This is a genomic window from Pseudarthrobacter cellobiosi (assembly GCF_023913755.1).
GTDB lineage: Bacteria > Actinomycetota > Actinomycetes > Actinomycetales > Micrococcaceae > Arthrobacter > Arthrobacter cellobiosi.
The window spans coordinates 28,005-40,903 of the sequence record NZ_JAMXBJ010000030.1; the positions used below are offsets into that span (position 1 = coordinate 28,005).

A 12,899-nucleotide genomic window follows, 5' to 3' on the forward strand; every position below is an offset into this window, starting at 1 on the left:
GGTTAAAGCCAAACGCTCTTTCACTTCCCCGCGGATGACCTGCCGGAAGTGAGAGAGCGTTGGCTAAAACCCTGCGTTAAGTGAGAGAGCGTTGCAGGGAGGGTGTTACTTTTTGATCCAGCCCAGGGTGGACCAGTCCGGAACCTGGGAGAGGCTCTGGAACAGGGACGGGCCGTAGTTGGCCAGGCCGGTGCGGACGAAGGAGATCTGCGGGCCGTTCATCACAACACCCATGGAGAAGTACTTGGCCATGTGCTCCTTTTCAACCTCCATGGCTGCCTTGTTGCGCTCGGCGTTGTCCTCGATGGACGCGAGATCGGCGATCTTCTTGTCCAGTTCGGCGTCGCCAAGACCGTTTTCGTTGACCTTGGAGTCGTAGTACTGCTTGACGGCATCGGTGGAATCCGGGCCAACGGTGTAGCCGGAGACGCTCATGTCGAAGTCGCGGCCGCCGATGACCTTGCCGAAGTCCGCCGAGGCACGCTGGTCAATGCCAACATCCATGCCGCCGGCCTGGAGCTGCTTCTGCAGGGTCTGCGTGAAGGCAAGGGTGGTGGGGTCGTCACCGAAGTTGCTGATCTTGAAGGCGGCGGGCTTGCCGTCCTTCTCCATGATTCCGGCGGCGTTCGGCGCGTAACCGGCGTCGGTCAGGACCTTCTTGGCGACGTCCGCGCCGGTTTCCTTCACAGGGTAGTTGTCCTGGTAGTAGTCCGAGAACGGCAGGACCATCATGGAACCGGAGCTGGGCTCTTCCCAGTTCAGGCCATTGAAGCGGACCTTGCGGAGGGCCTCGCGGTCAACTGCGGCGAAGATGGCCTCGCGGACGGCGACGTCGGTGATCTTCTGGGCATTGATGTTCATGCCACCGGCGAAGAGGCGCTGGCCACGGCGGACCTCGGAGTCCTTGGTGCCCTCAAGCTGCTTGTACAGGGCGATGGTGTTGGCAGACATGGCATCGATCTCGCCATTCTTGAAAGCAGCGATCTGTGCGCTGGTTTCCAGCTGGCGGAAGACGACGCTTTCCAGGACCGGCTTGGTGCCCCACCACTTCTCGTTGGGAACCATGGTCACGGTCTTGGCTGCGGCATCGTACTGGTCCAGCTTGAAGGGGCCGGCCATCCATTCCGGGTGAATTTCGCCCACGAAGCCTTCGTTGAAGATGGCAGGCGTGTTCACGGCCGGGTGGATCAGACCGAAGAAGAGCGAATCCACGGGGTAAACCGGCTGGGTGGTCTTGACGATGATTTCTTTGTCGCTGCTGCCAGCCTCGACGGACTCAACGAATTCATAGGCCCCCGAACTCACAATGTCGTAGCCGGCATCCGGGCTCTTCAGGATGTTCCAGGTGTTCTGGAAGGCCTTGATGTCGATCGGGGTGCCGTCGTTGTACGTGGCCTTGTCGTTGACCTTGATGGTGACGGTCTGCTTGCCGTCCACCACCTTGCTCTCCACGGACTCGCAGAAGTCCTTGTTCGGCGTTGCCTTTCCGACGAAGTCGACCTTCCAGCAACCGCCGATGCCGCCACTGTTCACGGCCACCGGGTTGATCGGGGCCATCATCGCGGAGTTGTCCGAGCTGTTGCCGTTGTTGGAGAACCCGTTGAAATCCGGCCCGATGCTGCCCAGCGGCAGGGTGACCTTGCCACCAGGCTCAAGATCAGCGGCTGGCTTCTCGTTGATGCTGATGAGCTTGGCCAGGTCACTGCCCGTTCCCTGCCCCTTGGCGGTTTCCGGTCCGGTGGGTGTTCCTCCACCGCCGCAGGCCGTCAGCGTCAGGGCTGCGGCAATGGCCGCTGCGCCGCCGATCTTGGTCAGATTCCTCATGGTTTTCCCTTCATAGGTGCGGGTGGTGCTTGTGATGGGTCGAAAAAATCTAGGGTGCATGGGGTTCCGCCGTTTCGTGGACCACCAGCATGTGCTCGTCCAGTTCACCATCCGGGAAGAAGCAGGCGAACTGCTGATCCGGTGTAGGCGCCGGGCCGGCTTCCAAAATCTGCACGGCAGCGGAAGGCTGCACGGCCTCGAGCGGGGGCTCCAGGGTCAGGCATTTCTCCTGCTTGGCAGCGGGAAGCGCCGCGAAGACGGGGCAGCGTGTGGCGAAGTTGCAGCCCTTCGGGGCATCCAGCGGAGACGGCAGGTCCCCTTGTAGGATGATCCGCTCCCGCGTGCGCTCGAACTGCGGATCCGGGACAGGGATCGCGGACAGCAGCGCGCGGGTATACGGGTGGCGTGGGTTGTCGAAAACCCGGTCCACCTCCCCGATCTCCACAATCTTGCCCAGGTACATCACAGCCACCCGGTTGGAGATGTGGCGGACCACGGACAGATCGTGGGCCACCATGAGGTAGCTGAGGCCCAGCTCCGCGCGGAGCTTGTCCAAGAGGTTGATGACGCCGGCCTGGACCGAGACATCCAGCGCGGACACGGGCTCGTCCAGGACCACCAGTTTGGGGTTTACGGCCAGTGCCCGAGCGATGCCCACGCGTTGCCGCTGGCCGCCGGAGAACTGATTGGGGAACCGGTTGACGTGGTCCGGCTGCAGGCCCACCAGATTCATCAGTTCCATGATGCGTTTCTTGATGGCCCGCTTATCCATGCCGGCGTTCTGGAGCGGCTCGGCCAGGACCTCGTAGACGGTGAAGCGGGGGTCAAGGGCGCCGGTGGGATCCTGGAAAACCATCTGCATTTCCCTGCGCATGGCGCTTTTGGTCTTGGCGTCGGCGGCTTGCTTGTTGCTGATGCCGCCGATGATCACCTCGCCGTCCTGGTCTTTATGGAACTCCATGATTTCCAGCAGGGTGGTGGTCTTGCCCGAACCGGACTCGCCCACGATGGAGAAGCACTCACCTTCGCGGATGTCGAAGCTCAGGCCGTCCACGGCCTTCACCGTGCCGATGCTCCGCTTGAGCAGGGCACCCTTGGTCAGCGGAAAGTGCTTACGGACATCCCTGAGTTCCAGCACGGTTGAGCGCTCCCCGCGTGGGATGAGGTCAAAGCGCGAGACCGGGACCGGCGGGGCGGAAAAGATCTCGTGGACATCCACGTCCCCGCCGAGGGAACCGGATTTGATGCAGGCCGCCTGGTGGTAGCCAGTTCCCGGAACCGGGCTCAAAGCGGGCTCGCCGTCCAGGCAGGCGTCGGTCACCAGCGGGCACCGCGGCGCGAAGGAGCAGCCGGTGGGGGTGTGGAGCAGATTCGGCGGAATGCCGTCGATGGGGACCAGCGAGGATTTCTCCGCGACGTCCACCCGTGGCACCGCCCCGAGCAGGCCCATCGTGTAGGGCATCCGGGGATCGTAGTAGATGTCATCCACGCTGCCGGTTTCCACAGGCTTCCCGGCGTACATCACCATGATGTCGTCGGCGATGCCCGCCACCACGCCCAGATCGTGCGTGATCATCACGACGGCGGCGCCCGTTTCCTCCTGCGCCTTATGCAGCACCTCAAGCACCTGGGCCTGGATGGTGACGTCCAGGGCCGTCGTCGGCTCATCCGCGATCAGAACGCGCGGGTTGTTGGCGATGGCGATGGCGATCATCACGCGCTGGCGCATGCCGCCGGAGAACTCGTGGGGAAATGCCCTGAGCCTGTTCCGAGGGCTGGGAATGCCCACCATTGCCAGGAGTTCGACGGCGCGGGTTTCCTTCGCCGCCTTGCTCATGCCCGGGTTGTGGATGGTGAGGGCCTCGGTGATCTGCGTTCCCACCGTGTACACGGGGGTCAGGGAGGACAGCGGGTCCTGGAACACCATGGCGATGTCGTTGCCGCGGTAGGCACACATGGCTTTGTCGCTGAGGCCCAGCAGTTCCTTGCCCTTGAGCCTGACCGAGCCGGAGATCTCGGCAGTGGAGGGCAGTAGGCCCATGATGGCAAGCGATGTTACCGATTTGCCGGACCCGGACTCCCCCACGATTCCCAGCGTCTTGCCGGGCATGAGATCGAAGTTGACGCCCCGAACAGCATGCACAGCCCCGTTTTCGGAGTTGAAGCTGACGTTCAGGTCCCGGACGGACAGGACAGCGTCCGACGGCGAGTGGAGACCGGCGATATGGAGCCGCTCGGCGGCTGTGGAGGCCGGGTCAGCCGGCTCAAGGAAGGTGCTCATTTGCTCTTCTTCTCTGCGCTGTTCTTCTTGGCCCGGCCAACCGAGCTGGAGCTCGGGTCAAAGGCGTCACGCAGGCCATCGTTCATCATGGCCAGGGACCCCGTGAGCAGGAACATCACGGTGAGCGGGACCCAGAACATCCAGGGGAAGGTCTGGACCTGGGACGTGGCGCCGCCAATCAGCACGCCGAGGCTCACATCGGGCACCTTGATCCCGATGCCGATGAAGGAGAAAGCCACTTCGGCCAGGATGGCCCCGGTGACGCCGCGGGTGATGTCCAGGACCAGCAGGGAGCCGATATTGGGGACCAGGTGCCGCCACACGATGCGCCGCGGCGGGACGCCCATGTACTGCGCCGCCTTGACGAAGTCCCGCTGCATCAGCGACATGGACATCGAGCGGATAAGCCGCGCGGTCCCCATCCAGCTGAACACCAGGAGCACGATAATCAGCAGGAGCCAGCTGGGGAGGTTCTTCTTCAGGCCGTCCCCTCCGCCGCTGGTGGCCACCGCCACCACCAGCAGGGCAGGCATCATGATGAGGGCCTCCAGGACGAAGAGCATCACCTTGTCCACTTTGCCACCGAAATAGGCCATGGTGCAGCCGTAGACCGCGGCAACCAGGACGGACACCAAGCCCACAATCAGGCCGATCATGATGGAGATCCTGGTGCCTTCGACAGTCATGGCGTAGAGGTCAATCCCGGCCTGCGACGTGCCCAGGAAGTGGTCGCCGGAAGGCGGCATGCCGATATTGAACGGGTCGATGGTCTCCTTGTCCCAAGGAGTGAAGAACCCGCCGACGAAGGAGAAGGTGGTGAGGCCCAGGAAAACCGCCAGCCCGGCGACAGCAGTTTTGTTCCGCATAAAGCGGCGGAAAATGATGGTGGACTTGGCGATCACCACGTCGGCATTTTCGAGGTGCGCGTCCTGCGCCACGGCTGCCGGATCAACGGCGTTGAGGTTGGTCATGGCTACTGCACCCTCACTCTCGGGTCAACAAGCGTGGTGGCGAAGTCGGCGAGGATGGCGCCCAGGGCGAAGATGACCGAGCCGTAGGCGAGGGTGGCCGTGGCCGCATTCACATCCTGCAGCGAGATGGCGTCAATGCTCCAGGACCCCACTCCGGGCCAGGCGAAGATCTTCTCGGCGAAGAAGCCGCCGGCGAAGATGGCCGGGATAGTGAAGGCGATGCTTTGGGCGACCGGGATGAAGGAAACCCGGAGGGCGTGCCGGGTGATGGCCTGGTTCCGGGTGAGCCCCTTGGCCCGTGCCGTCCGGACGAAGTCCGCATTGACGTTGTCCAGCAGGTACTGGCGCTGCGCGATCTGGTACGAACCCCAGCCGACGAGCGTGATGGCGATGGTAGGAACTGCATAGTGGGCCACCATGTCCACAAACTGCGCCCACCCGGGTTGCATGCCGGGCGTGGAGATGCCTGTCACGAAGAAGATGCGCTCCCCGACGGTTTCGTTGATGTTGATGGCACCGAGTTGAACCAGGAAGTAGGCAATGGGGGCGGGCACGATGTACGCGAGGTAGCTGTAGGACGTGATCACCCGGTCCTGGAACTTGTACTGCCGGGCCGCCGAGTAGACCCCGAGGGCGACGCCGATGACCAGCGTCAGGATTATGGATGCGAGGAAGAGCCGCGTAGAGATCCACACACGATCCCCGAATTCAGCGTTGATGAAGGCGCCGTTGGGGCTGCGTCCCCAGTCCCAGCGGGTCACGATCCCGGTGAGCCACTCAACGTAGCGCTCCCATGGGCTGAGGTCCGGATCCAGACCCTTCAGGCGCATGGAATTGGCGACCTGCTCGGGGGTGGGACGGGGAATCCGTTCCTGTTCGAGGAGGGCTGGCTTGAGGGAGCTGACCGCCAGGAAATAGCCGGCTGACGTGGTCAGGAAAATCATGAAGACGTAGGTGATGCCGCGCTTGGCGAGGTACCTGATCATGTGGCAGCTACTTCAGGATCGTTGCCGCCGGGATTCTGGAGGAACACTCCAGGGGATGCCCCTGGGCCGGCAACGGATTTTCTGCCTTCACTACATCCACGTTCCAGATCCTTCCGATTTCCCGGCCAGCAACGGGTCTCGCCGCCACCGGGTCCCCACCAGCGTGTAGCCGGCCTCCCGCGACCAGCGCAGAGCAAGTCCGGGTGGACTATGTTGCGGGTCACATTCCAGAGGAAACTACCACAGAGTAGCGTCCGAAATGCGGGCGCCTGCGCGGAATCCGTGCGCTCCGTATCAGATTGTTATGAATAATTCAGTGGAATTGATTTGACTGGACGAGCCACTGGATTTAGGCGTATCCTACCGCCCGCGGACCACCCGCGTGACAAGTTCCCGCCAGGAGTCAGTCAGCCGTTCGGGCGCCAGGCCCTGGACACGGACGGCGTGGAGGAGCCGGTCCGGATCCAGTGTTGCGGTCAGCGACATGGCCATCAGCAGCGGATCCGCATCCAGGCCCTCCTCCCGGAGGAGGAGCTCGATGTGGCGCTGCCACAGCTTGACTGCCGGGACCTCGTAGCGGCTACGGGCCGAAGCCTCGGCCGCCCTCGCCAGGTCCCCATGCTCCATCACATACGCGATCCGCTCCGCACCGAAGGCGATCAGCCGCTCCAGGCCCGGGGCGCCCGGCCCCAAGGGCGGCGGGCCGAACATAAAGCGGGCCTGGAATGCGGCCTCGGAATCGCTCAGCAGAGTCATCATCAGCCCGGCGCGGCTGCCGAATCGGCGGAAGACGGTGCCCTTGCCCACGCCGGCCCGCTCGGCCAGCCTGTCCATGGTCAGGGCGTCCGGGCCACACTCGGCAATCAGCTCCCGCGCCGCGCCCAACAGCCGCTCACGGTTCCGGGCAGCATCACTGCGCTCAGCGGGCGGGCCGGAGAGCGAACCGGGCAGCAGCGGGATAAAGCTCACAGTCCATATCCTAGACCCGGGAATAATAATCGGACTACGGTCCGTTTAATCCATGAAGGCACCAAGCCTCCACCCTTCCACCGGCCAGCGGTCCCGCCGCGGCCCACTAAAGGAGTCCGTATGTCGAAGAGCACCGTCCTTACCCTTGTTGGCAGCCTGCGCGCCGAATCCACCAACCAGAAGCTCGCCGAAGCCATCCAGCTGAACGCTCCCGACCAGGTTGACGTGGTCATCCACGAAAGCCTGGGCAACATCCCGTTCTACAACGAGGACATCGACGTCGAGGGCCAGGTTCCTGCCGCTGCCGCCGCCCTCCGCGCAGCCGCCAACGACGCCGACACCATTCTCCTGGTGACCCCGGAACACAACGGCACCGTGCCCGCATCGCTGAAGAACGCCATCGACTGGCTGTCCCGCCCCTTCGGTGCCGGCGCCCAGGTGCTCGAGGACGTCAAGCTCGCCGTCCCTGGCTCCATGGTCCGCTTTGCCGAGCTGCACCCGAAGGACGATGCCGAGGTAGTGGAGCAGATCAAGGGCGTCTTCGACGCACTCGCCGCCGCCCAGCCGGCAGCGTAAGGCAGCCGCACGCAGCAGCGCCAAGCAGCCAAATGCCCCGGCACCGCATGGTGGCCGGGGCATTTGTTATCGCACCGTGAGCGGACTGGCGCTCACGCCCGTACGTGTGACCAAGTCTTGTTCCAACCGGTACCTCGCGGGCATTTTCAGGGCTGAGAGACCGCCGTAACGTTAATGCACGGAAAGCATTCGGGGATGGAACGCGGTGCGGACATGTCAGGCAGGCGGAGCGCCGGAAAGCTGATGGCGACGGCGGCAGCACTTACGCTTCCGCTGTGGCTGGGAGGCTGCGCCCCCACCCCCAACCCGTCTGCCGGGAGCAGTGTCGCGCCCGGCGCAACCACCATTGAACACTCCGACCGCGCCCAGCCGCCCTTGGTTCCAATTCCCCAGCCGCAGGCACCCCCGCCGGTCACCGCTGTGCCCGCCGAAACCACCGGCCCGTCCGCCGCTTCGCCCCCCGAGCCCTCGGGCCACGCCTCCGGCGGGACGCCCGGAACACCCGAGCAGAGCTCCGGCACCACCCCCTCGTCCGGAACGGCTTCGCCCGGAGTCGGCGCGGCATTCGGTACGACTGGTGCCGTCGGAGCAAGCCCCTCGCCGGCCCCCGAGCCCTCGGCGCCGCCCCCAGCCCAGCCGGACCCTGTCCAGTCCGGCGGATCCCAGACGGTGACTGCCTACTACGTACTGCTCGACGACGGCGGGGCGGGAGGTGTGCGCTTTGGCTGCAACGACAGCCTGGCCGGCGCCCGCCGCACCGTGGCCGGATCCGCGGAACCGTTGGCCAACGCCATGCGCGCCCTGCTGGACAGCGCCGCAGAACCTGCCCCCGGCCTGTACAACTCCCTGTCCAGCTCAACCCTGACGTTCCTGTCCGGCACCTTCGACGGCACGGCCGTGACGGTCTACCTGTCCGGCTCGATCCGACCGGCGGGGGTGTGCGACATCCCGCGCATCGAGGCCCAACTCACGCAGACTGCCATCGCCTCGGTGGGCGCCATCCGCGCCGAGGTCTACGTCAACGGCGTGAGGCTCGCCGACGCACTACGCCTCAAGTAGCGCCATTGATCAACAGATGTTGCCTGATCGGCAACTGCTGGCTGTATCCTGAGTATGTGACCCACGAAACACTTGATGCCGGCGCAGTGCAGTTACCGGCCGAAGCCATTGATGCCATCGAGCGCGCGGCCACGTCCGCCCACCGCGCCGCCCATCCCCACGAGGCGCTGTTTTCGGAGCGCGCAGCCAACATTAAGCAGTCAGCAGTGCGGGACGTTTTTGACATCTCGATGCGCCCCGGGCTGGTGTCCCTTGCCGGGGGCAGTCCGTACCTGCAATCCCTTCCGCTTGAGCGGCTGGCCGCCACGGCTGCAAGCATCATCGCCGACGAAGGGCTCACGGCCCTGCAGTACGGCGGCGGGCAGGGCACGGAAGAACTGCGCACCCAGATCTGCGAGGTGATGGCGGCAGAAGGAATTCTGGACGCGCTCCCGCAGAATGTGGTGATCACCGCAGGCTCCCAGTCGGCCCAGGATGTGGCCGCCAAGGTCTTCTGCAACCCGGGGGACGTGGTGCTGGTGGAAAACCCCACCTATGTGGGCGCCCTCAATACCTTTGAGGCCTACCAGGTGGAGGTGGCCACCGTGGAGATGGACGACGACGGCCTGGTGCCTGAGCTGTTGGAGGCCCGGATCGCCGCCCTCCAGACAGCCGGGAAGAACATTAAGTTCCTCTACACCATCCCCAACTTCAACAACCCCTCAGGGATCACGCTGGCGCAGGAACGCCGCCAGCGGGTTGTTGATATATGCCGGAACGCGAATATTCTGGTTCTCGAAGATAACCCCTATGGGCTCCTCCGGTTCGACGGGGAGCCGCTGGCACCGCTCCGCGCGGCAAACCCGGCTGATGTCATCTACATGGGGTCCTTCTCCAAGATCTTTGCCCCTGGTCTGCGCATCGGCTGGGCTCTGGTCCCGGAGCACCTCCAGCGGCGCTACTATCTGGCGTCCGAATCTGTCACACTGTGCCCTCCGACCCTGAACCAGATGCTGGTATCCGCCTACCTCCGGGACTATGACTGGAGGGGCCAGATCGAGACCTACCGCGGGCTTTACGCCGAACGGTGCACGGCCATGCTCGCGGCCCTGGACGAACACATGCCTGCGGGCACCAGCTGGACCAGCCCGGAGGGCGGCTTCTTCGTCTGGGTCACGCTGCCGGAGGGCGTGGACACCTATCCCCTGCTGCAGAAGGCGATCGACGCCGGCGTCGTCTTTATCCCGGGGGCTGCCTTCACCTCGTCAGATGCGCCGTCCAATAAGCTGCGGCTGGCGTTCAGCGCGGTGCCGCCCGACGCCATCAAGGAAGGTGTCCGCCGCTTGGCCCCGGTACTGCGCGAGGCCCTTACAGCGCTGTAACGTTGGCCGGACTGAGTGTGGCCAAGAATTCATACCGAACAAGGAGTACAAAGCATGAGCGGAATTATTGTTGTCGGGGTTGACGGCAGCGGCACCGCCAAGAAGGCCGCCGAATCGGCCCGGGATCTCGCCGCCGCCGTGGGCGCCTCGCTGCACGTCGTCTCAGCCTTCGACAGCGACCGCACCGAGATCTTCGGCACGGGCAGCGACCAGTGGATCGTTTCCGACGCCGACGGTGCCGAGCATGTTGCCAAGACAGTGGCCGAGGCCCTAGCCGGCTCCATCAAGGTGACCTACTCGGCCGCCCGCGGCAAGCCTGCCGAAGCGCTCATCAAGGAAGCCGAGCGCCTGGACGCCAAGATGATCGTGGTGGGCAACCGGCGGATGCGCGGCATTGGCCGGGTCCTGGGAAGCGTGGCCAACAGCGTGGCCCACAACGCCCCGTGCGACGTCTACATCGCCAACACCTACGACGCCGACTAACTGGCAACGGTCGCGTCATTGCGCTGCTGAATGACGGTTCCGTGGACAGCGCCCCCAACCTCATCGCGCCGGGGCTGCTCCTGCCGGAGACCCTGGAGAGCGTGCTGCGCGGCGACTGGAAATTCTTCGCGGCCCTCTCAGGCATTGCCTTGGTTCTGGGCGGCCTGATGTTCGCCACATTGCCTGCCTTGGCTGGCGCCATGGCGGGTAATCCCGAGATGGTCGAGATGATGACCGCCTACTCCGCCTACGGCTACTGACACTAGGCTTCCGCTAGAGGAGCCAGCCGCGCAGAAGCCACCACAGGACTGCCATCACTATCCCGCCGAACAGCGAACCGGCCACCACCTGCGCCAGGGTGTGCGCGCGGAGCACCACCCGGGACCAGCCGACGGCGGGAACCAACAGGAGTAACGGCAGCGAGGCCGGACCGAGCATCAGGACGGAAATAACTGCCGCCGACGACACCCCCGCCGCGTGACCGCTGATCTTCCAGAAGGGGCTCACGGCGGCCAAGACAATGATGCCGCCGACGATGGCCAGCACCATAACCATCACGCTTCGCGGTGCACCGGCAGCTTGCAGCACCATCAGGCCGGCGACCACGGAGGCCAGCGCCATGAGCAGTACGGGTGCCCGCTGTTTGCGGTTGCTGACGTGGTGGTCCGTGACCTTGCCCAGCCTTACGAGCCCCAGGAGCACGATGAGCGGCAGTATGCACACAAACAGCGCAGCCAAGGCTCCATAGCCGATGGTGCCTGGGAATCCGGCCTCGACCACAGGGCTGATAAGCAGCTGAAGCGTCACCACCACCGGCGGTTGGAACACCTCGGTCAGCCATCTGGCTGTGCGGTTCCTGGACCGAATGGCGGCTTGGTTCACAGTGTTGATGTTCTTAGCCCCGGCGTCCTAATCCAGCAGGAGCGCTGGCTCCTCAAGGATCGCGGCGACGTCGGCCATAAAGCGGGCGGACAGGTCACCGTCGACCACGCGGTGGTCAAACGAGCCGCCGAGCGTTGTGATCCAGCGCGGGATGACCTCTCCATCCAGGACCCAGGGCTTCTGCTTGATGGTTCCGAAGGCAACAATGGCCACTTCACCCGGGTTGATGATCGGCGTTCCGGTATCAATGCCCAGCGCACCGATGTTGGTGATGGTGAGCGTTCCGCCCTGCATTTCGGCGGGCTGGGTCTTGCCCGCCCGGGCTGTGGTGGCCAGGTTGTTCAGGGCCAGTGCCAGTTCCTTGAGCGACAGGTCCTGGGCGTCCTTGATGTTGGGAACCATCAGCCCGCGCGGGGTGGCTGCGGCGATGCCGAGGTTCATGTAGTGCTTGACCTGGATCTCCGCGGCATCGGTCCCGTCCACGTTGTCCACCCAGGTGGCGTTGACGCTGGGGTTCCTGGCTGCAGCCCAAATGACGGCCTTGGCAAGGATCAGCAGCGGTGAGACTTTGATTCCCTCAAAGTCGCGTGAAGCCTTCAGCCGCTTGACGAATTCCATGGTGCGGCTGGCATCAACATCAACAAAGATGCTCACGTGCGGCGCGGAGAAAGCCGACTCCACCATCGCCTTGGCCGTCGCCTTGCGGACGCCCTTGACCGGAATCCGTTCAATCCGCTGGTCCTGCGGCTTGCCTGCCTTGCCCCAGAAGCCCTCGGCCTGGTCCAGCTCTGCATCGCGCTGGGACTGGTAGCTGACCAGGTCCTCGCGCGTGACTTCGCCGCGGGAGCCGGTGGCCACCACATCGGCGAGATCGATCCCCAGATCCCGGGCGATCTTGCGGACGGGAGGCTTGGCCAGGACGCGGTTCACGAGGCCCGTGATCGTTCCGCCGAGAGTGGGCCGGTCATCGACCATTCCGGTGGTTGAGCTCGTCTGGGTCTCGACAGGCTCGACCACCGGGTTTTCGGTGATTGAGCTTGTCGAAATCGCCGGGACCGGTGCTGACCGGGCCTCGGCGGCAGGTGCCGCCTTCCGGGGACGGCGCTTGACGGCGTCGGCCTTGGGGCCCGATCCCACCAGCGGACCGCCGGCCAGGGCACTGCCTGAAGTGCCGTCGTCGTCCGCGGGAAGCTTGCCGTACAACGGCTGGACCGGAGTTGCAGGGGCCGGGACATCGGCCGGCGTCGGGTCACCGGAGACGGCGTCTGAGACGCTGATGATGGCGGTCCCGACGTCGATGGTCACGCCCTCGGGAACCAGCAGCTCGGTGACGGTGCCGGCGAAGGGGGACGGCAGCTCAACGAGCGACTTGGCGGTCTCGATCTCGCACAGAACGTCGTTGATGGCAACGGTGTCCCCCGGCTTGACCTTCCAGGCGACGATTTCCGCCTCGGTAAGGCCTTCGCCCACGTCGGGCAGATTGAACTTGTTCAGAGTCATGATGTCC

Annotated in this window: 12 protein-coding genes; 5 read left to right on the plus strand and 7 right to left on the minus strand. The window is 64.5% G+C overall.

Features of this window, described 5'->3' with window-relative positions:
* Positions 1-105: 105 nt before the first annotated feature.
* The 5 genes from NG696_RS03340 to NG696_RS03360 all read right to left on the minus strand — a co-directional run bounded on the left by NG696_RS03340 (position 106) and on the right by NG696_RS03360 (position 7,031).
* A complete protein-coding gene (locus NG696_RS03340; protein WP_252564517.1) occupies positions 106-1,824 on the minus strand; it encodes an ABC transporter family substrate-binding protein in 1,719 nt (572 codons plus the stop codon).
* Between the two features lie 49 nt (positions 1,825-1,873).
* A complete protein-coding gene (locus tag NG696_RS03345; protein WP_252574032.1) occupies positions 1,874-4,105 on the minus strand; it encodes an ABC transporter ATP-binding protein in 2,232 nt (743 codons plus the stop codon).
* On the minus strand, positions 4,102-5,076 hold the full coding sequence (locus NG696_RS03350; RefSeq protein ID WP_252564520.1) for an ABC transporter permease: 975 nt from the start codon (positions 5,074-5,076) through the stop codon (positions 4,102-4,104). The genes NG696_RS03345 and NG696_RS03350 overlap by 4 nt, the downstream gene beginning before the upstream one ends.
* Before the next feature lie 2 nt (positions 5,077-5,078).
* Positions 5,079-6,062 (minus strand): ABC transporter permease, encoded by a 984-nt coding sequence (locus NG696_RS03355; protein WP_252564522.1) that lies wholly within the window; start codon positions 6,060-6,062, stop codon positions 5,079-5,081.
* A gap of 360 nt (positions 6,063-6,422) precedes the next feature.
* Positions 6,423-7,031, minus strand: a complete 609-nt coding sequence (locus NG696_RS03360; RefSeq protein WP_252564524.1) for a TetR/AcrR family transcriptional regulator — start codon at positions 7,029-7,031, stop codon at positions 6,423-6,425.
* A 120-nt stretch (positions 7,032-7,151) separates the two neighbouring features.
* On the opposite strand from NG696_RS03360, the gene NG696_RS03365 reads away from it, so the two are divergent.
* From NG696_RS03365 to NG696_RS03385, 5 genes are all read left to right on the plus strand, one after another.
* Positions 7,152-7,607, plus strand: coding sequence for an NAD(P)H-dependent oxidoreductase (locus NG696_RS03365; RefSeq protein WP_252574034.1), 456 nt, complete (start codon positions 7,152-7,154; stop codon positions 7,605-7,607).
* Between the two features lie 195 nt (positions 7,608-7,802).
* The gene (locus tag NG696_RS03370; protein WP_252574036.1) at positions 7,803-8,666 is read left to right on the plus strand and encodes a hypothetical protein; all 864 of its coding nucleotides are present in this window, start codon (positions 7,803-7,805) and stop codon (positions 8,664-8,666) included.
* 56 nt (positions 8,667-8,722) lie between these two features.
* The gene (locus tag NG696_RS03375; RefSeq protein ID WP_252574038.1) at positions 8,723-10,027 is read left to right on the plus strand and encodes an aminotransferase-like domain-containing protein; all 1,305 of its coding nucleotides are present in this window, start codon (positions 8,723-8,725) and stop codon (positions 10,025-10,027) included.
* A 54-nt stretch (positions 10,028-10,081) separates the two neighbouring features.
* Positions 10,082-10,510: a universal stress protein gene (locus tag NG696_RS03380; protein WP_252564531.1), complete on the plus strand. Its 429-nt coding sequence runs from the start codon at positions 10,082-10,084 to the stop codon at positions 10,508-10,510.
* A 41-nt stretch (positions 10,511-10,551) separates the two neighbouring features.
* The gene (locus NG696_RS03385) at positions 10,552-10,770 is read left to right on the plus strand and encodes a hypothetical protein (protein ID WP_252564534.1); all 219 of its coding nucleotides are present in this window, start codon (positions 10,552-10,554) and stop codon (positions 10,768-10,770) included.
* A gap of 13 nt (positions 10,771-10,783) precedes the next feature.
* On the opposite strand, the gene NG696_RS03390 is transcribed toward NG696_RS03385, so the two are convergent.
* Both NG696_RS03390 and NG696_RS03395 read right to left on the minus strand, forming a co-directional pair.
* Entirely contained in the window at positions 10,784-11,392 is a 609-nt protein-coding gene (locus tag NG696_RS03390; RefSeq protein WP_252574039.1) for a phosphatidic acid phosphatase, read from the minus strand.
* A 27-nt stretch (positions 11,393-11,419) separates the two neighbouring features.
* A complete protein-coding gene (locus tag NG696_RS03395) occupies positions 11,420-12,892 on the minus strand; it encodes a dihydrolipoamide acetyltransferase family protein (protein WP_252564537.1) in 1,473 nt (490 codons plus the stop codon).
* Positions 12,893-12,899 lie beyond the last annotated feature (7 nt).